Source organism: Pseudorhizobium endolithicum, from assembly GCF_902153245.2.
GTDB lineage: Bacteria > Pseudomonadota > Alphaproteobacteria > Rhizobiales > Rhizobiaceae > Neorhizobium > Neorhizobium endolithicum.
Genome location: NZ_CABFWF030000008.1, coordinates 201,092 through 219,870 on the forward strand (window position 1 = coordinate 201,092; position 18,779 = coordinate 219,870).

Below are 18,779 nucleotides of genomic sequence, written 5' to 3' on the forward strand. Positions count from 1 at the left end.
ACTGAATAACAAGCCACGGCGGAGCCTTCCGCGCGTGAACAAAGGCGTATCGAGGAGCGACCGATGTCGGAGAAGACCCTGAAGGATTGGGAGCAGCTGGCCGAGAAGGAGCTGAAGGCTTCGCCGAAGACGCTGGTCTGGGAGACACCCGAGGGAATTGACGTCAAGCCGCTCTACACGGCGCAGGACCTCGAAGGGGTCAACCACCTCCACAGCCTGCCGGGCTTCAAGCCCTTCGTCCGCGGCCCGCGCGCCACCATGTATGCCGGCCGCCCCTGGACCATTCGCCAGTATGCCGGCTTCTCGACGGCGGAAGCGTCGAATGCCTTCTACCGCCGCAACCTTGCCGCCGGCCAGAAGGGTCTTTCCGTCGCCTTCGACCTCGCCACCCACCGCGGCTACGATTCCGACCATCCGCGCGTGGAGGGCGACGTCGGCAAGGCGGGGGTGGCGATCGATTCCGTCGAGGACATGAAGATCCTGTTCGACGGCATCCCGCTGAAGGACATGTCCGTCTCCATGACGATGAACGGCGCCGTCATCCCGATCCTCGCCTCCTTCATCGTGGCGGGCGAGGAACAGGGTTGCTCGCGGGCGGAGCTCTCCGGCACCATCCAGAACGACATCCTCAAGGAGTTCATGGTCCGCAACACCTATATCTACCCGCCCGAGCCCTCGATGCGGATCGTCGCGGACATCATCGAGTACACCGCGAAGGAGATGCCGCGCTTCAACTCGATATCGATCTCCGGCTATCACATGCAGGAGGCGGGCGCGACGCTGGTGCAGGAGCTTGCCTTCACGCTCGCCGACGGACGCGAATATGTCCGTGCGGCGCTCGCCAAGGGCCTCAACGTCGACGATTTCGCCGGCCGCCTCTCCTTCTTCTTCGCCATCGGCATGAACTTCTTCATGGAGATCGCCAAGCTGCGCGCGGCGCGCCTCCTCTGGTCGTCGATCATGGAGGAGTTCCGGCCGCAAAAGGCATCCTCGTTGATGCTACGCACCCACTGCCAGACGTCGGGCGTCTCGCTGCAGGAGCAGGACCCCTACAACAACGTCATCCGCACGGCCTACGAGGCGCTGTCGGCCGTGCTCGGCGGCACGCAGTCGCTGCACACCAACGCGCTCGACGAGGCGATGGCGCTGCCGACGGATTTCTCCGCCCGTATCGCCCGCAACACGCAGCTCATCCTGCAGCACGAGACCGGCGTCACCAAGGTCGTCGATCCGCTGGCCGGCTCCTATTACATCGAGACGCTGACCAACGAGCTGGCGGAGAAGGCCTGGGCCCTGATCGAAGAGGTCGAGAAGCTCGGCGGCATGACCAGGGCAGTCGCGGACGGACTGCCGAAGCGGCTGATCGAGGAGGCGGCCACCAAGCGTCAGGCCCGCGTCGACCGCGGCGAGGAGATCATCGTCGGCGTCAACAAGTACCGGCTGGAGAACGAGGACGATCTCGACATCCTGGCGATCGACAACACCGCCGTACGCGCCGCCCAGATCAGGCGGCTGAAGCAGGTACGGCGGCAGCGCGATCCGAAGCGCGTGGAGGAGACGCTCGCTACGCTTTCTGAAGTCGCTCGTTCGGGCCAGGGCAACCTGCTTGCGGCCGCCGTCGAGGCGGCGCGCGCGAGGGCCACGGTGGGCGAGATATCCGACGCCATGCGCCAGGCCTTCGGCGACCATGCCGCCGTGCCGGAAGTGGTGGGCGACATCTACGGCGCCGCCTACGAGGACGATCCGGAGTACAGGACGCTCGTCTCGCGCCTCTCCGGCTATGCCCAATCCTCCGGCAGGCCGAGGATCATGGTCGCCAAGCTCGGGCAGGATGGTCATGATCGCGGCGCCAAGGTGATCGCCTCCGCCTTCGGCGATATCGGCTTCGACGTGCTGGCCGGACCGCTTTTCCAGACACCCGACGAGGCGGCCGACCTGGCGGTGAAGGAGAAGGTCCAGGTGGTGGGAATGTCCTCGCTCGCTGCCGGCCACAGGACGCTCGCGCCGCAACTGGTGGAGGCACTCAAGGCAAAGGGCGGAGGCGACGTCATCGTCGTGGTGGGCGGTGTCGTCCCGCGCCAGGACTACGATTTCCTGCTGGAGAACGGCGTCGCCGCCGTCTTCGGCCCCGGCACCAACGTGCTCGATGCCGCCAACAAGGTTCTCGACCTTCTGGAGGGCAAGCGGCGCAATATCTGATGCGTCAGCCTTGCCTTACCGTGTCTCGAACATGGTCCCCGATGGCAAGGCAGGAGGTGAGACCCGGCGACTCGATGCCGAACAGGTTGACGAGACCGGCCACGCCATGCGCCGGCGGCCCCTGGATGAGGAAGTCCTGCGACGCCACCTCCGGCGGCACGATCTTCGGCCGGATGCCGGAATAGGCGGGGATCAGCGAACCGTCGGCAAGACCCGGATAGTAGCGCCGGATACCGCGGTAGAAGCTCTCGGCGCGGGCCGGGTCGACCTCGTATCGCAGACCATCCACCCATTCGACGTCGGGGCCGAAGCGTGCCCGGCCGGCAAGATCGAGCGTCAGGTGGATGCCGAGCCCGCCCTTTACCGGCACCGGGTAGATCAGTCGCGAAAACGGCGTCCTGCCGGTCATCGAGAAATAGCTGCCCTTGGCGAAGTAGGCCTGCGGCACCTTTTCCGGCGGCATTCCGGCGATCCTCCTCGCCAGACCCGGCGCTCCGTGCCCGGCAGCATTGACCAGCAGCCGGCAGCGCAGCGCGGCGGGTTCTTCGCCGCCAATCTCGATCTCCACTCCCGCCTCGACCGCCCGACCCGCCACCACCGGCGCCTTGAAGGCGATCAGGGCGCCTGCATCTTCCGCGTCGCCCAGCAGCGAGGTCATCAGCGCATGGCTGTCGATGATGCCGGTCGAAGGCGAAAGCAGCGCGCCGGTGGCGGAAAGGGCAGGCTCCAGATCCATCGCTTCCTCGGCGGAAATCTGCCGCAGGTCGTCGACGCCGTTCGCCGCGGCCCGGGCGGCGATCCCCGGCAACACTTCGAGCTCCTCCGGCGAGGTTGCGACAATCAGCTTGCCGCAGTTGCGGTGCGGCAGACCACGCTCCGCGCAATACCGGTAGAGCTGGTGCCTCCCGGCCACGCAGAGCTTCGCCATGAGGCTGTCCGAGGGATAATAGATCCCGGCGTGAATGACCTCGCTGTTGCGCGAGGACGTTCCGGTGCCGATCGCGTTGTCCGCTTCGAGGACCAGCACCTCGCGACCCGCAAGCGCCAGTGCCCTTGCGGTCGCCAGTCCGACGACGCCTGCACCGACCACCACGCAATCCACGTCCTCCACGTCGCTCTCCCGCCTGTTAAACTGGCCAGAAGTGATACCGGAAGGAAAACCGGAGGACAAAGGCCATCGTCCCGATTGATCCGGATGGCGGCGGGTTGCGGCTTAAGTCTACTTGCCGAAGCCTGAAATCCGGTCGAGTCTGCGGGACGGGAGCAGCTCCGGTTCTTTCGCGGGCTGGGACGAGTGATGGACAGCGCAGAAGGCGGTATGGAGACGATGGCGTGACGCCCGGAACGTTCGGTGACGCGGCGGCGGGTGCGAGCGCCCCGTTGATCGCCCTCGACACCGTCGTGCTCGATACCGAAACCACGGGGCTTGACGTAAGGCAGGACCGCATCGTCCAGATCGGCGCGATCCGCATGCACGGCGCGGACATTCTGGAAACGCAGGTCTTTGACGTCATCATCAACCCCGGCATCCCGATCCCCGCGGGGTCCAGCCGCGTGCACGGGCTTGCCGATGCCGATGTTTCCGGCCGCCCGAATTTTGCTCAGGTCGCCCGCGAACTGGAGACGTTCATCGGCAACCGGGTCGTCGTCGGCCATTCGATCAACTTCGACCTCGCCATGCTGCGCAACGAGGCGCATCGCCACGGCGTGCGCTGGAAGGAGCCGCGCTGGCTCGACATCGCCCTGATGTCGGTCGCCATCACGCCGGGCCTCGTCAGCCCCTCCCTGGACAACCTGGCCCTTACCTACGGCATCGAAATCGAGGGCCGTCATACTGCGCTGGGTGATGCCCGCGCGACGGCCGCCGTCTATGCCGCCATGCAACAGCGCCTTATCGGCAAGGGCGTCCGCACTCTGGGCGAGGCGGAAAATCTCGGGTGGTCGGCCCATGCGCTTGTTGCGCAGCAGCAGGGGGTGGGCTGGTTCGAGCGCCCGGCCGGCGGGCCGGATTTCGTTCACACGGCAATCGAGATCGGAAGCAAGCGGGCAATCGACAGCTTCCTCTATCGCCAGCGGCTGGAAGACGTGATGAGCAGTCCGCCGATCACCGTGGATGCCGGTGCCTCGCTGCACGAGGCGGCCCGCCTGATGGCGGACAAGGGCATAGGCTGCGTCATCGTCAGGCAGGCCGATGGGCCGCATGGGATACTGACCGAGCGTGACGTCCTGCGGGTGCTGGCCGACAGGGGACCGGAGGCCGGTGCGACGGTGGTCGGCACGATCATGAGCTCGCCGGTCATCACCGCACCCGGGGATACGTTTCTCTACCGGGCGCTCGGACTGATGGCGCGCCGGAACCTCCGCTATCTCGGCGTCCGAAACGAGCACGGCGACCTCGCCGGTGTCTTCACCCTTCGAACCCTCCTGCGGGAGCGGGCGCTTTCGACGCTGACGGTGGGCGACGAAATTGCTGCAGCGACGCGCCCGCGCGAACTCGCACGGGTCCGGGCGGCTCTCCCCTCCCTCGCTTCGGGCCTGATCTCCGACGGCCTCAACGCGCAGGCGGTGGGGGCGGTGATTGCCGCGGAAGGACGTGCGATGACCGCTCGGGCCGCGGAGATCGCCGAGGGCGAACTTCTGGCGGCCGGTCACGGCCCGCCGCCGGCCGATTATGCCCTGCTCGTTCTCGGATCGGGCGGCAGGGGCGAGAGCCTGCTGGCGGCGGATCAGGACAATGCGCTGGTGATCGACGACGACTACCACGGCGACCTCGATTCGGAGGAGGACTGGTTCAGCCGCTTCTCCATGCGCGTCAACGAGATCCTCGACCGCGCGGGCGTCCCGTACTGTCGCGGCGGCGTGATGGCGAAGAACCGCTCCTGGCGCAGGAGACATGGCGAATGGCTTCGGCAGGCGCGGATCTGGGCGACGGAGCCGTCGCGGCAGGGTTTGGCAAACGTCGACATCTTCTTCGACTTCGCGCCGGCCCACGTCTCCTCGACGAAGGCGGCAGGGCTCGCGGACAGCCTCCGGCTCGAGTGCGCCCATGTTGCGCGCGCTTCCCCGGGCATGCTGCGGATCCTCAGCGAGGACGCGGCGGCACGCTACAGCCCGCTCGGCATGTTCGGCCGCATCCGAAAGGACAATGGCGGACGCGTCGACCTCAAGAATGGTGCCTTGCTGCCGATCGTCTCCGGCGCCCGGGTCGTCGCGCTTCGTCATGAGATCCCCGCCCACACAACGCCGGAGCGACTGCGGCAGGCAGCCGCTGCCGCCAGGCGTTCGGAGAGCGTTGCGGCGCTGCTGGCCGACATGCACGGTTTCCTGATGCGGCTTATCCTGACACAGCAGATCGCCGACATCGAAGCCGGAATCAAGCCGGGCGGTACGGTGGACGTATCCCGGCTCAACCGCAGGGACATGGAGCGGTTGCGCCACGCGCTCCAGCATGTCGGCCTGGTGCGCAATCTCGTGGGAGACCTGCTGCGGGAGACCTGAGGCCGCTGCGGATTTCTGGTCAGCTCAGCCGCAGGATGGCATCTATGATCTTCCGGCCGCCGACGGCCCCGCCAAACTCCTGCCAGACGGGTTCGGCAAGCTTGCGCCATTGCTCCGGTGATTCCGGCTGCAGTACCCGAGCGCCCCGGGAGACCGCCAGGTCGAGCGACGTCTGCTCGTCGTCGGCCATCCAGGTGTTGAAGAGTTCCGTAGCCTTCCCCGAGATCTCCGTCAGGACCTGCCGCTCCTGGTCGTCGAGACGATCCCAGAAATCCGCGGCAAAGAAGATCACGCCTGCCGACCGGATATGGGAGGTCCGGGTCAGGAACGGCACGACCTCGTATAGCTTGAGCCCCGCATAGGCCGAAATGGTCAGGTCCATCGCGTCGGCCACTCCGGTGGAGAGCGCATTGTAGGTCTCCGTGATCGGAATGCCGACGGGGATCGCTCCGAAGCCGCTCCAGAGACTGGTATGGAGCCGGCTCTGGATCACCCGCATCGTCTTTCCCCGCATCTGCTGCGGCAGCGTTACCGCTTCCTTGGCAAGCAGATTGCGGGCACCGTAATCGATGAAGCCCCCGACGACGAACCTCTGCTCGGCAAGGCGCACGACCAGTCCCTCGCCGATCTCACCACCGACGACGCGGCGCATATGATGCTGGTCCCGGTACAGGAAGGGCAGGTCCAGCACCTGCAGTTCCGGCACCCAGGCCGCGAGGGTGGAGACGGTGGAGAGGCTTGCCTGGATGGAACCGAGCAATGCCCCATCCGCCACTTCCTTTTCACCACCGAGCGCGCCATTGGCGACGATCCTGAAGCGGAACCGGTTCGGCAGGCGCTCCTCGGCGCGATCAGCGATCCACCGCCAGATCCGCGTCTCCGGCTTGTCTTCGCCAAGCAGCGAAGCGACCGTCACCGGGGTTGTCCGGGCGGCGGCGGGCCGTACGAGACGAGGAGAGGCTAAGGCCGGAACCAGGGCGGCGGCCGTGAGCAGGGTGCGGCGTGTGAGAGGGATCATCGAGCATTCCTTTCAGAGAAGAAGCGTCAGAAGGCAGAGGGCGAGAAGCGCGCATAGCAGCGCGACGAGATAGGGGATGACCGCCCGGAAGAGGGTGGCCGGCGGCACTCCGGTCGTGCCGCTGACCACGAAGACCAGCATGCCCACCGGCGGGGTCAACCCGCCCAGCATCAGGTTGACGACGAGGATCACGCCGAACAGCACTGGGTCGATGCCGGCGGCCACGGCGGCCGGCAGCAGGATCGGTCCGAGCAGCAGGATCGCCGCCCCGGTATCGAGCACCATGCCTGCCGCAAGCAGGACAAGGTTGCAGAGAAGCAGGACCTGCCACGGGTTGCCGCCGAGGGTCCCGACCGCATTGGTCACCATGCCCGCCACGCCGTCGACGGCAAGAAGAAACGCAAACGGGGCGGCCGCGCCGATCAGCAGGCCGAGCGCCGCAGCCTCGACCGCCGACCGGCGGAAGGTCGAAAAGAGGCCCGCCGGGCCTTGCCGGCCCGCCACCGCCAGCAGCAGCGCATAGCCGGCGGCGAGTGCCGCCGCTTCCGTGGGCGTCACGACCCCGAAGCGTATGCCGCCGACGACAACCCCTACGAGCCCAAGCGCCGGAACGGCCTTCACAAGGGCCTTGCGACGTTCGTCGCCGCCGGCCCGGACGCTGCGGGCGCTGTCTCCGTTGGCAAGGCGGATCGCCACGGCGAGGCAGAGCGCCATGAGCAGGCCGGCATAGGCTCCGCCGACCAGCAGCGCGCCGACGGACAGGTCGGTCGCGGCAGCCAGGAGAAGAAATGCGATGGAAGGGGGGATGACATTGTCGAGCACGGACGTGGCGGCGATGATCGCGGCGGAACGCTCCGGCGGATAACCGTGACGGACAAGATGCGGATGGAAGGTCGCCGCACCGAAGGCGGCATTCGCCACCGACGAACCGGATGCGCCGGAGAAGAGGACGCCCGAAAGCAGCGCAGTCTGCGCTAGGCCCGCCTTCCTGTGACCGACGAGGGCTTCCGCCAGCCGCACGAGGCGCGCACCGGCGCCGGACAGGGTCAGCAATCCGCCGCAAAGCAGGAAGAAGGGGATTGCCAGCAGCAGGAATTTCGACATGCCGCCGGCTACCGACGAGGCGATTGCGGCCTCGCCCAATCCGCCGCCAAAGGGAAGAGCGAGGAAGACGCCGACGAGCAGGCAGTGGGCAAGCGGCGCTCCCAGTGCCAATCCTGTTCCGGCGGCAAGCGCCGCAACCATGCTCGGCTGCCATTCCGAGACTATCCGTACATCGGGCACGGCGAGGACGGCCGCGCCTGCCAAGATCAGGGAAAGGCACGCCCCGATGGCCCGGCCCTCGCTGATGCGGACGAGCAGGAGGGTGATGACGAGCAGAAGACCTCCTCCAGAGAGGCAGGCGAAGCGGACGGCTTCCGGAAGGCCGAGAACGGGAGACAAGGAGCGCATGGCCGTAGCCGCCGCTCCGCCACCGGCGAGGAGGACGAAGCCGGCCGCAGCGGTGAAGGCATCCGCGCAGATGTCGGCCGACGCCTTCAGCCTTCCCGGCAGCAGCCGGGTGAGCCCGTCCAGCCGCAGCGAAAGCGGCCCGCGTAGGCTGAGCGGCATGCCGAGCGCGACGAGCGCCAGGAACAGCCAGAGGGCCGCCTCCTCGGTTCCTACGATGCCGGTCGACAGCAGGTACCGAAGACCGACCGAGACCAGAACGAGCCCGAGAAGCAGCATGAGGAGAATGGCGGCGCAGGCCGACAGCAGCTGTTCGAGGCGGTGAACCATCCGGCCCGCCAAGGCGGCCGCGCCGGCAGGTCCCCTGCCGTCCGCCGGTGGCGACAAAGTCGCCGCAAAACTGTTTGGCAGGGCCGCCGGCCGGCGCTGCATCCCCGTCATCGGCCGATTTCGATCGCCAGGTCTTCGACCGCCGGAGACCGCTCGATCAGGCCGCTTTCGGCCATGAAGGCGCCGAAACGCTCGTAGCGAGCCCGGTCCAGCGCGGCGGGGCGCTTGGCAAAGCGAGGGAGGGTGTCGGTGAAGGCCTGCCGGTTCAGCGCATCGTCGAGATTCGGATAGGCCTTGATGAAGAGCGCCCAGGCCTCTTCGGGATGATTGGTGAGGAAGATGCTGGCCTGTTCCACGGCCTGCAGGAAGCGGCGCAGCCGGTCGTCCCCAGCGAGATCCCTGTGGACGACGAAAATCAATTCGTCGTAGACGGGCACGCCGTACTCCTCCGGAAAGAAGGAACGTGCCTCGCCGCCCTCGAGCCGGATCTGGGTCAGCTCGAAATTGCGGAAGCCACCGACCGTGGCATCCACCTGACCGCCGAGCAGGGACGAGGTGAGAGCGAAGTTGACGTTGACGAGTTTCACCTCGTCGAGGCCGACGCCTTCCACGGCGAGCATGCGCTTCAGCAACGCATCCTCGAAGCCCGAGACGGAGAAGCCGATCTTCCTGCCCTTTAGGTCCGCAAGCGATCCGACCGGTCCATCCGCGAGCACCGTGACCGTGTTGAGCGGAGTCTCCACCAGCGTGCCGAAGCGCACGAGCGGCAGGCCGGCGGCATGGTCGAGATAGAGGTTGGGCTGATAGTGAACTCCGATATCCGCCTGCTTTGCCGAGACCAGCCGCGGAACGGCGGACGGATCGGCGGGCGGGACCAGCTCGACCTCCAGCCCGGCCTGCTGGAACAATCCTTTCTCGAGCGCCACGACCATGGGAGCGTGGTCGGGATTGACGAACCATTCCAGCAGCACCGACAGGCGATCGGCTGCGAAGGAGGGCACGGGCATCGCAAAGAGTGCAAGCAGGACGAGGGATAGGAAGCAAAGCTTCATGATTTGTTTCTCCGGCTAACGATTCGGGACGAGTGTTCGGTTTCCGGTGCCCAGGGCGTCAGCCGCGCCGTCAGCCGGTCGACGGCGAGGCGCAGCAGAAGCGTCAGCAAAGCCAGGACAGCCATTGCGGCGAAGACAGTATCGGTCTGCATGCGGGCGTTGGCCTGGACCATGACGAAACCCAGACCTGCTGAGGCGCCCACCCACTCACCGACGACGGCACCGATCGGCGCGAGCGGTGCGGCGACCCTGAGGCCCGAGATCAAGCCCGGCAGGGCCAGCGGCAGGCGGACGTACCGGAGCGTCTGCCAGTGGGTCGCGCGTGTCAGGGCGACGGCGTCGAGGATCGCCGGCTCCGTGCGGCGCAATCCGTCGGCAAAGGCCGAGGCGACCGGAAAGAAGATGATGATCGTCGCCATGACCGCCTTGGACCCGATGCCGAAGCCGAACCACAGCACGAGGATGGGCGCGAGGACGAAGACGGGCAGCGCCTGCAGCACCAGGATCAGCGGCCAGAGAAGCCGGCCGAGCCGCGGGAAGGCGGCGGCAGCCAGAGCCGCAAGCATTCCGATCAAGGTGCCGCAAACCAGCCCGACGACGATTTCCGCCAGCGTGACGAGACTGTTGCGGAAAAGAAAATCCCCCTGCCGCACGAAGGCGGCCAGAACCTGCGACGGCGACGGCAGGATGTAGCGCGGAGGGTCCGCGAGCGTGACGCCGGCCTGCCAGAGCACCAGCAGCCCGAAGACGCCCGATCCGGTGTGACGGAGGGACATGGCGCGTGTTCTATCGCATCCAGGCGGGGTCCGGCGGCACGGAGGCAGGCGGGTATTGCGTCACAATGAACAGCATCGAGCGATCTCCAGACGTCACATCACGGAGATCCAGGCAAAGCGGAGAAGAGAATTGGCGCCGAAATGGCCGTTTCCGTTCCTACGCCGGCATGACCCGGATCAGGTTCAAGGGTCCGGCTCACCGCCATCTCAGCACCGTTACGATGCCCCCCTCGGAATAGGCCCATGTTCCACGAAAGACCTTGCGCTGTCAATCGAGCCTCCTCCCCAACTCTCCGCCGAGCCGGCGAGGTTTCAGAGGCCGGAGGGATAGGTTTCCGGAACGCCCTGATGCGGATCATCCGCGGACAGGGGTTGGACCGGCGTGGTGCGGTCAAACCAGACGAAGGCATCGAACTGTTGCGCCAGGGAAGCCTCCATGTAGTGGCTGGAGCGCTCGCTCTCCGGCCGGTAGATCACCCCGATGAAGCGCTCCAACCGCGGCGTGTGCAGTTCTTCCCGCAAAACGGGGTGCCGTGACAGGTCCAGCAGGAAGCGTTCCAGCCCCGTCCCGTGCATGAGGCTTTCGTAGCTACCGTCCAGCGACGGGCGAATCCGCTTGATCTCCATGTCGCCGTCCCAGTCCGTCGCCGCAGCCACCTCGCCCTCGTGAGTTCCGAAGCCGATGAGCGCTGCGTCATCCCCGAAACGCTGCCGGCACAACTGGCCGATGTTGATCTCGCCGCGGGCGCGTCCCATCCCCGTCGCCCGGGCGTCGCCGATATGGGAATTATGCGCCCAGACCACGGCCTTGGCATCCGCGCCGGCCGCTTGAAGCACCTGCTCCAGGGTCTCGAACATATGGGTGTCGCGGAGATTCCAGGACTCCGCGCCTCCGTAGTACATGATCCGGTAATAGCGTTCAGCAGACGCGACCAGCCGCGCATTCTGGGCGGCATCCAGCAGGCCCTCCCCGCCATCCTCCTCAAACTGCCGCCGAAGCAGATCCCGGCACTGCTCGACCACCGCCTTTTCACAGGTGCGATAGCCGGCGGTCAGCACCGCGCGGCCGTATCCCGCCGGCTCGTCCTGCCACGGCGTGAGGCACCCGTAGCGTTGCCGGGCAATTTCGGCGGCCTCGGGATCGACGGCATCGAGATAAGCCAGAACAGCCGATATGGACGCCTGCATGTTGTAGATATCGAGGCCGTAGACGCCCGCCGCGGCGGAGGGCGGGATCGACCGGTTGCGGTCGCGCAGCCATCGGACGAATGTCCACACTTCGCGATTGCGCCACATCCAGGCCGGAAATCTCCGGAAGGCGCTTTCGGACAGGCTGGGCGAGCGGTTCTGCACGTAGCGGTTATAGGCGGCAGCGTCCGGCCAGTCCGCCTCCACCGCGACCACGGTGAAACCGTGGCGCTCGATGAGCCGGCGCGTGATGGCGGCGCGCGCACGGTAGAATTCCGACGTACCGTGGCTCGCCTCGCCGAGCAGGACGATCCGACGATCGCCCCAGCGGTCGAAGCATTGGCCGAACGAAGGATCGTCTACGTCAGGAAGGGGCTCCGCCGCCGCTGCAATGCGCCGCGAAAGTCCGGCCGGACCGTCATCCTGTACCGCCGGCAGCCATCCCTGCCGGCCGATCAGCGGGACAAAGCGCACTCCTCCGAGATCGTCATCCTGGAACGCATCCACACCGGTACGGGTAACCCGCACCAGCCGTTGCTCGTTTTCCGGACCGATGGGAATGACGAGGCGTCCGCCGATGGCAAGTTGTTCCTTCAGAGCATCGGGCACGGCCGGGCTGCCGGCGGCAACCAGTATGGCGTCGAAGGGTGCCGCCTCGGGGAAACCCTCGCTTCCGTCGCCGACATGGACCTCGACATTGTCCTGCCCGAGCTCGCGAAGCCGCTCCTCCGCCTCCTCGGCGAGTCGCGGATGCCGCTCCACCGTCACGACGCGTTTCGCGAGACGACCCAGCACGGCCGCGGCATAGCCGGATCCGGTTCCGACCTCCAGCACCCGATCCTCCGGCCGGATCCGCGCCTCAGCGCACATCACAGCGACGATGTAGGGCTGCGAGATCGTCTGCCCCTCACCGATCGCCAGGGGGGCATCCTCATAGGCATGCCGCTCCATTCCTGCCGAGAGGAACATCTCCCTTGGCACGATTCGCAAGGCGTCGATGACTGCCGGGTTGTCCACACCACGGCGGAGGATCTGCTGGACCATCCTTTCGCGGGCATCTTCGAAATCTATCATGACATGATCTCTCTCCTGCATACGCTATCCCAACGCCAGGAAATGCAACGAGTTTCAGGGCGCCGGACAAACAGGTGCGGTTTCGACGGGCGCCACGGGACGGACCTCCTTCGGAACGGAAATACGGGATTCAGCCGCCGGCCCCGCGGCTTTCAGATTTGCTCCCACCGATAATTAGACTCGTTCAAAAACACCGCCATTGACCCCCGCCCGCCACCTCATGAAAAGGCGACTAGCTTAGTCATGTTTAGGAGGCTTCCATGCTATCTCGATCGCGCATGTCCAGGAGACGGATGGACCACGCACGGCTTCTGCTGACGACGGCGCTGACCGGCATGATCGCCGTGCAGGCGGGGCAGGCATTCGCCCAGGAAGCGGAAACCGAGGACGACACGGTCCTGGAGACGATCGTCATTTCGGCCGAGCAACAACTGAAGCAGGCGCCGGGGGTCTCGACGGTCACTTCGGAAGATCTCGCCAAGGCGCCTCCCGCAAACGATATCGCCGAGATCATCCGCAAGATGCCGGGCGTCAACCTGACCGGCACGACCGCAAGCGGCCAGCGCGGCAACCAGCGCCAGATCGACCTGCGCGGCATGGGTCCGGAGAACACGCTGATCCTCATCGACGGCAAGCCGGTGCTGTCGCGCAACTCCGTCCGCATGGGACGCGCCGGCGAGCGCGACTCGCGTGGAGACACGAACTGGGTGCCGGCCGAGGCCGTGGAGCGGATCGAGGTCATTCGCGGCCCCGCCGCTGCGCGCTACGGCTCCGGGGCGGCGGGCGGCGTCGTCAACATCATCACGAAACGGCCCGAGAAGCTCAGCGGCACGGTTTCGACCTATCTGAACGTGCCGCAGCACTCCGAGGAGGGCATGACCCGGCGCGGCAGCGTGCTTCTCGGCGGACCGATCAGCGACACGATGTCCTTCCGCCTGCTCGGCAGCTACAACAAGACCAATGCGGACGACGCCGACATCAATGCCGACGTCAATGTCGATCCGACCGTCGCACCGCCGGCGGGCCGCGAGGGGGTCGTCAACAAGGACGTGCGGGCGCTTCTTTCGATCGAGCCCACCTCTGACCATGTCTTCGACATCGAGGGCGCCTTCAGCCGCCAGGGCAACATCTTTGCCGGAGACCGCCAGCTGACGGCGACCAACCCGACGCTCGAATCGATGATCGGGAAGGAAACCAACATCATGCGGCGCGGCACGCTGTCCCTTACCCACCGCGGCACCTATGACTTCGGCGAGTCGAACAGCTATATCCAGTGGGAAAGGACGCTGAACGAGCGCCTTCTGGAAGGCCTGGCCGGGGGACCGGAAGGCTCCATCACCTCGACGGAATGGGGCCAGATCACCCTCGACAACCTGACCGCCAAGTCGGAGTGGAACCTGCCCGTGGTCATCGGCGGGTTCGACCAGACCTTTACATTGGGTGCGGAATTCCGCGGCGAATGGATGGAGGATGATGTTTCCATCCAGCAGGCGACGGCCGTCAGCCCAGGCGGCGGTGGGCCCTCCACGCCTGTCGTCATCCCCGGCGTGCCCACGAACGGCGACGACCGGGATCCTACCATCAACGCCTGGATGGGCGGCATCTATGTCGAAAACAACATTCTCCTGACGGACCGCCTGACGCTGACGCCGGGCCTTCGCTTCGACTATCACGACCACTTCGGCACGAACTGGAGCCCCAGCCTGAACGCATCCTACGAACTGACCGACGAGGTCACGATCAAAGCGGGCATCGCCCGGGCGTTCAAGGCTCCGAACCTCTACCAGCTCAATCCCAACTACGTGTACTATACCCGAGGCCAAGGATGCCCCGTCGGATACACGAATGGCGCTACCGGCGGCAACGGATGCTTCGTCGTCGGCAATCCCGACCTGGAGGCGGAAACGAGCTGGAACAAGGAAATCGGCATCAACTACAACGATGATGCCGGGTGGAATGCAGGGATCACCTACTTCCACAACGACTACCGCAACCGCATCTCCTCCGGCATGGTGCCGGTAGGCACCGCCGATGCCGCCACCGGCACCCAGTTCGGAACGCTGTTCCGCTGGGAAAACGTTCCGGAGGCTGTCGTGTCGGGCCTGGAAGGAAACCTGTCGATCCCGATCAACGACGTCCTGACGTGGAGCACCAACGCCACATATATGCTGGAGTCGGAAAACAAGCAGAACGGACAGCCGCTCTCGCTGGTGCCCGACTACACGGTCAACACGTGGCTCGACTGGCAAGCGCGCGAGGACCTGTTGCTGACGTTGTCGGCCACCCATTACGGCGAGACACCCTCGCCGACCGTCACGGCCACCACGGGTGAAGCGGTCGGCAACCCCGAGCCGCGCGATCCCTATACGCTCGTCAATATCGGCTTCAAATACGATATCAACGAGATGTTCAGGCTCTCCGGCGGCGTCAACAATGTGTTCGACAAGCGGGTCTTGCGCGAGGGAAGCGGCAATGCCGCTGGCGCCAATACCTATAACGAGCCGGGGCGCTCCTTCTACGTGGCGCTGACGGCGAGCTTCTAGGACCGCAGTCATACGGACACACAATCGGCCGCACGCGTGCGGCCGATTTTCCATCTCATGCTTCCCGGCCGATGGGATCTAGCCGGCTCGCGAAACCCAATCCAGGACGGAGGGGATCGAGGCCGCGAAGGTAGCCCCATGCCCCATGCCTTCCAGCACCGTCACGGTCAATGAAAGGTCGTGGTGCCGGCGAAGCCGTCGAACCAAGTCCATGGTCGCAGGTGCCGGCCCGATCTTCGGCGGCGTCTTGTCATCGGACCGCTGCTCACGATCCCCCAGCGCCACCAATAGCGGGACAACCTCGCCGGCCGGCAGCTCGAACATCTTCTCCTTCTCCTGCAGCAGCGAGCCGCCCCACCAGACCGAGGGGCTGATCGCAGCATAGCCGGCAAAGGCGGACGATCCCGTCAGGAGCGTATGGAGCGCAAACAGCCCGCCATAGGAATGGCCCCAGAGAAAGCGGCGGCCCGGATCGACCGGAACGTTCGCCTCGGCCAGGCGGCGCAGTTCGCCCGTCAGCATCGCCAGAAAGGTATCCGCACCGCCGATCTGCCGTTCGGGCCGCTGCGGATCGGGCACCGGTCCCTTGCCATCCAGCGACGGCGTGTAGTCGAGCGAACGTCGGTTGACCTCGAAACGCAGATTGGTGGGATAGCCGATGCCGAAGATGGCCACATCCTGCGCCGCCCCCAACAGCTGCGGCGTCAGGACGTCGAAGGCCCCGTTGCCGTCGAGCATGTAGAGGGCGCGGTATCCCGCCGGCGGGGCGGCCTGCACCGGCACGGCCCGGAAGAGGCGGAACGCGCCCCCATCGGAGAGCGTCACGTCGGCGACGTCGAGCCGATGTGTCGGAACCGTCTGTTTCAGGATGTCCAGCTTGACCTCCGGGATCTTGATCTCGGCCCTTGCACCGAGGGCGAGGGCCACGAAGGGCAGAGCTGCGAGAAAGGCGCGTCGCGATGGCTGCATGGTGTCTCGTCGGTAGGGGTTAGCGCTTGCGGCTCGCCCATAGTTCGGTCGCCCGCCGCAGGCTGTCTTCGAACCGGGCTGCGGATTCCCTGGAGACGGCGAACAGGGCTGTCGCCGCGGTGTAGATGACGGTCGCCTCCGCCAGTTCGTCACGCGCGGCGCCCGACCAGACCGCCTGCCAGTATTCGCGCTGCGTGTAACCGCTGGTCGGAGCAGCGGTGCTGCCGAGAGCAGGCCGAGCCGGAATCACGACCGAGATATCCTCGCCCTCCATCATCCGCATCACGGTGGTCGCCCGCGTCGGGGTGATCTGGGCAAAGCTGCGGATGGTCGTCACCATGGTCATACTCTCCATGCCCAGCAGCTTGGCCACATCGCGGTAGATGAACCTCGAAGCGCCGCCTGGCGCGCCCACGATCGTGGCGGGAGCGGATACGGGATTGATCAAAGGCGCCACGTTGTGAAGCGGCGTGCGGGTTCCGAACAGCGGATGCAGGTTGAACATCGCGGTAACCTGCGGAACCAGCGCCGCAAGCGGCATATAGGCTATGCCATGGGATGCCAGTGCCGCCGAGGCTTCCGCCGCGGTGACGCAAATGGGGATGGAGGCGCGTTCCGCAGCTTCTTCCAGTTTGCCGCTGTCCGCCCCGTTTCCGAAATGCCCATGCATGAGGACACGATGTCCCGCTCCGGCGACCAGCTTTGCAGCGTGCATGAACCAGGGAGGACTCCGCCATCGGGGCGATACGTAGGCGGGCCAGTCCAGATCAGCCCCCAGATCATTCCCTACCCCCGCCGGCACGGCCTCCCGCACGGCTCTCGTGAAGCCGGCAAGCTCCACTGCCGTCGGACCGCGATACTGCACCGTCGACAGCAGTGCGCCGATCTGAACCGGGTCTGCTTCCCCCCGCAGGATGATGGCCAGTGCATCGCGCGCCTCTTCCGCCTCCAGCGGGCGACTGCGCCCGGGGCCTGGCGACGTCAGGGCTATGTACTTGGCGAGGCGGCGCTGCGGGTCAGCATTGTCGCCGATGGACGCGATCTGCCGGGCGATGACCGCCGAGGTCGGTTCGGCCTCCAGATGATCGCCGCGCGTTGCGGCCAGCGGGGGCGACAGGACGATCGACCGGCGCTGCCAGCCGTCCTGCGGTGTCTGTGCCGGGGCAGAAGTGGTGGTATCCCGTTCTTTCCAGCCTTCGCCCCTCATCAGCGCGTTCACCTCCTCGGAAACTGCCCGCACCCGCAGTCTCAAGGTCTCGGCGAACGGAGTGGGCTTCAAGCCCCGGCCCGTCCGGATGAAGATCGGGTCGCCGTAGAGTTCCCTCAGATCTCCGAGCATCCGGCTCACGGAGGAGACCTGCATCTCCAAGCTGGCCGCCGCGCCCGTTACGCTTCCTTCGCGCAACAGAGCATCAAGCACCAGAAGCAGCTTGGTCCGGTTGATCTGTAACTGTCCGCCGTCTTCGGCCATCTTGCCTCTTTCGACCCCTTGGTGGTGCGGGCCGGCCTCACATCTACGGCCGCCGCCACCTCCCTTTGGAGCAGACCTCGGCATGCGACCTACATAAGTTTTCCATAGAACTCAACTTTTTCCGCCGAGCTTGCCAGCGTGGTGCGAATTGCTATTTCGGCAAATTGGAATATATCGAAAAAACAGCGATTGACCGCCGCTGCACCCTCTCGATAACTGGCCCTATTTCCTCAAGTTATCCTGGAGCCCTCGAGGGGGCGATCCAAAGGTGGAGACGTCAATGTTCCCGAAGATCCGAAACGTCCGACTGGCCCTCGCAGTTGCAGGCGCCATTCTTGCCGCACATGCCGTGCCGTCCGCGGCGGCCGAGATTGTCGTCAAGCACAGCAAGGGCGAGACAACCTTGCCGGAGACCCCGAAGACCGTGCTCGTCTTCGACATGGCCAGCCTCGATACCCTCCATACCCTGGGCGTCGAGGTCGACGGCGTGCCGGGCGGCGCCAAGCCCGACTACCTGTCGAAATATGCCGGCGGCGACGTCCTGAACATCGGCTCGCTGTTCGAGCCCCACTATGAGGCCGTCAGCGCGGCCAAGCCCGACCTGATCATCGTGGGCGGCCGCTCTTCGGCCAAATACGAGGACCTGGCGAAGATCGCTCCGACGATCGACATGACCACGGATCCCGCCCACTTCATCGAAAGCGCGCGGAAGAACGTGCAGACGCTTGCGGAAATATTCGACAAGCAGGCGGAGGCGGATGCCGCCCTGCAGGCGCTCGATACGTCGATCGCCGACCTCAAGGACAAGGCGGCATCGGCCGGCAAGGGGCTGCTCGTCCTGACGACCGGCGGCAAGATGAGCACCTACGGCACCGGCTCGCGGTTCGGCGTCCTCTTCTCCGACTACGGCGTGCAGCAGGCGGACGAGAACATCAAGGTCGGTACGCACGGCCAGCCTGTCTCGTTCGAATACATCCTTGAAAAGAACCCCGACTGGCTCTTCGTCATCGACCGGGACAGCGCAATCGGCCGCGAAGGACAGTCGGCCCAGAAGTTCCTCGACAACGAGATCGTCGCGCAGACCACCGCCTGGAAGAAGGGACAGGTCGTCTATCTCGACGCAGCCGCGTGGTATCTCATCGGCGGCGGGCTCACGGCCATGCAGAACACGGTGAACCAGTTGAACCGGGCCTTCGAAGCCAAGTAAAGAAA

Annotated in this window: 12 protein-coding genes and 1 riboswitch; of the genes, 4 read left to right on the top strand and 8 right to left on the bottom strand. The window is 65.8% G+C overall.

The window, feature by feature from the left end; translation table 11 throughout:
• Positions 1 to 63 precede the first annotated feature (63 nt).
• Complete coding sequence (scpA, locus tag RTCK_RS05630; protein WP_142592080.1) at positions 64 to 2,199, top strand: methylmalonyl-CoA mutase; 2,136 nt, start codon at positions 64 to 66, stop codon at positions 2,197 to 2,199.
• Positions 2,200 to 2,203: 4 nt separating this feature from the next.
• Here the strand turns inward: scpA and RTCK_RS05635 are convergent, their stop codons facing one another.
• On the bottom strand, positions 2,204 to 3,310 hold the full coding sequence (locus RTCK_RS05635) for an NAD(P)/FAD-dependent oxidoreductase (protein WP_142592081.1): 1,107 nt from the start codon (positions 3,308 to 3,310) through the stop codon (positions 2,204 to 2,206).
• A gap of 221 nt (positions 3,311 to 3,531) precedes the next feature.
• Here RTCK_RS05635 and RTCK_RS05640 point away from each other — a divergent pair, with 221 nt between their 5' ends.
• Entirely contained in the window at positions 3,532 to 5,697 is a 2,166-nt protein-coding gene (locus RTCK_RS05640; RefSeq protein WP_142592082.1) for a DUF294 nucleotidyltransferase-like domain-containing protein, read from the top strand.
• 19 nt (positions 5,698 to 5,716) lie between these two features.
• Here RTCK_RS05640 and RTCK_RS05645 read toward each other — a convergent pair whose 3' ends face one another.
• The 5 genes from RTCK_RS05645 to RTCK_RS05665 form a co-directional block, all read right to left on the bottom strand.
• Complete coding sequence (locus RTCK_RS05645) at positions 5,717 to 6,715, bottom strand: TRAP transporter substrate-binding protein (RefSeq protein ID WP_142592083.1); 999 nt, start codon at positions 6,713 to 6,715, stop codon at positions 5,717 to 5,719.
• Between the two features lie 12 nt (positions 6,716 to 6,727).
• Positions 6,728 to 8,494: a TRAP transporter large permease subunit gene (locus RTCK_RS05650; RefSeq protein ID WP_142592084.1), complete on the bottom strand. Its 1,767-nt coding sequence runs from the start codon at positions 8,492 to 8,494 to the stop codon at positions 6,728 to 6,730.
• A 107-nt stretch (positions 8,495 to 8,601) separates the two neighbouring features.
• The gene (locus RTCK_RS05655; RefSeq protein ID WP_185927922.1) at positions 8,602 to 9,546 is read right to left on the bottom strand and encodes an ABC transporter substrate-binding protein; all 945 of its coding nucleotides are present in this window, start codon (positions 9,544 to 9,546) and stop codon (positions 8,602 to 8,604) included.
• Complete coding sequence (locus RTCK_RS05660; RefSeq protein ID WP_142592085.1) at positions 9,543 to 10,322, bottom strand: ABC transporter permease; 780 nt, start codon at positions 10,320 to 10,322, stop codon at positions 9,543 to 9,545. Before RTCK_RS05660 ends, RTCK_RS05655 begins: the two co-directional genes overlap by 4 nt.
• Before the next feature lie 137 nt (positions 10,323 to 10,459).
• A riboswitch (TPP riboswitch) is annotated at positions 10,460 to 10,563 on the bottom strand.
• Positions 10,564 to 10,634: 71 nt separating this feature from the next.
• Positions 10,635 to 12,584, bottom strand: coding sequence for a protein-L-isoaspartate(D-aspartate) O-methyltransferase (locus RTCK_RS05665; protein WP_142592086.1), 1,950 nt, complete (start codon positions 12,582 to 12,584; stop codon positions 10,635 to 10,637).
• A gap of 293 nt (positions 12,585 to 12,877) precedes the next feature.
• Here RTCK_RS05665 and RTCK_RS05670 point away from each other — a divergent pair, with 293 nt between their 5' ends.
• On the top strand, positions 12,878 to 15,127 hold the full coding sequence (locus RTCK_RS05670) for a FepA family TonB-dependent siderophore receptor (RefSeq protein WP_211181433.1): 2,250 nt from the start codon (positions 12,878 to 12,880) through the stop codon (positions 15,125 to 15,127).
• A gap of 78 nt (positions 15,128 to 15,205) precedes the next feature.
• Here the strand turns inward: RTCK_RS05670 and RTCK_RS05675 are convergent, their stop codons facing one another.
• Positions 15,206 to 16,096: an alpha/beta hydrolase gene (locus RTCK_RS05675; RefSeq protein ID WP_142592087.1), complete on the bottom strand. Its 891-nt coding sequence runs from the start codon at positions 16,094 to 16,096 to the stop codon at positions 15,206 to 15,208.
• Positions 16,097 to 16,115: 19 nt separating this feature from the next.
• Complete coding sequence (locus RTCK_RS05680; protein ID WP_185927923.1) at positions 16,116 to 17,567, bottom strand: glycosyl transferase family protein; 1,452 nt, start codon at positions 17,565 to 17,567, stop codon at positions 16,116 to 16,118.
• Positions 17,568 to 17,847: 280 nt separating this feature from the next.
• Between RTCK_RS05680 and RTCK_RS05685 the strand changes: the two genes are divergently transcribed.
• Positions 17,848 to 18,774 (top strand): siderophore ABC transporter substrate-binding protein, encoded by a 927-nt coding sequence (locus tag RTCK_RS05685; RefSeq protein WP_142592089.1) that lies wholly within the window; start codon positions 17,848 to 17,850, stop codon positions 18,772 to 18,774.
• Positions 18,775 to 18,779: the final 5 nt, after the last annotated feature.

What these genes read in the sequence shown, in the direction of transcription:
- scpA (WP_142592080.1), top strand. Translation starts at nt 64, where the DNA reads ATGTCGGAGAAGACCCTGAAGGATTGGGAGCAGCTGGCCGAGAAGGAG.
- RTCK_RS05645 (WP_142592083.1), bottom strand. Translation starts at nt 6,715, where the DNA reads ATGATCCCTCTCACACGCCGCACCCTGCTCACGGCCGCCGCCCTGGTT.
- RTCK_RS05650 (WP_142592084.1), bottom strand. Translation starts at nt 8,494, where the DNA reads ATGGTTCACCGCCTCGAACAGCTGCTGTCGGCCTGCGCCGCCATTCTC.
- RTCK_RS05655 (WP_185927922.1), bottom strand. Translation starts at nt 9,546, where the DNA reads ATGAAGCTTTGCTTCCTATCCCTCGTCCTGCTTGCACTCTTTGCGATG.
- RTCK_RS05660 (WP_142592085.1), bottom strand. Translation starts at nt 10,322, where the DNA reads ATGTCCCTCCGTCACACCGGATCGGGCGTCTTCGGGCTGCTGGTGCTC.
- RTCK_RS05665 (WP_142592086.1), bottom strand. Translation starts at nt 12,584, where the DNA reads ATGATAGATTTCGAAGATGCCCGCGAAAGGATGGTCCAGCAGATCCTC.
- RTCK_RS05670 (WP_211181433.1), top strand. Translation starts at nt 12,878, where the DNA reads ATGGACCACGCACGGCTTCTGCTGACGACGGCGCTGACCGGCATGATC.
- RTCK_RS05675 (WP_142592087.1), bottom strand. Translation starts at nt 16,096, where the DNA reads ATGCAGCCATCGCGACGCGCCTTTCTCGCAGCTCTGCCCTTCGTGGCC.
- RTCK_RS05680 (WP_185927923.1), bottom strand. Translation starts at nt 17,567, where the DNA reads ATGGCCGAAGACGGCGGACAGTTACAGATCAACCGGACCAAGCTGCTT.
- RTCK_RS05685 (WP_142592089.1), top strand. Translation starts at nt 17,848, where the DNA reads ATGTTCCCGAAGATCCGAAACGTCCGACTGGCCCTCGCAGTTGCAGGC.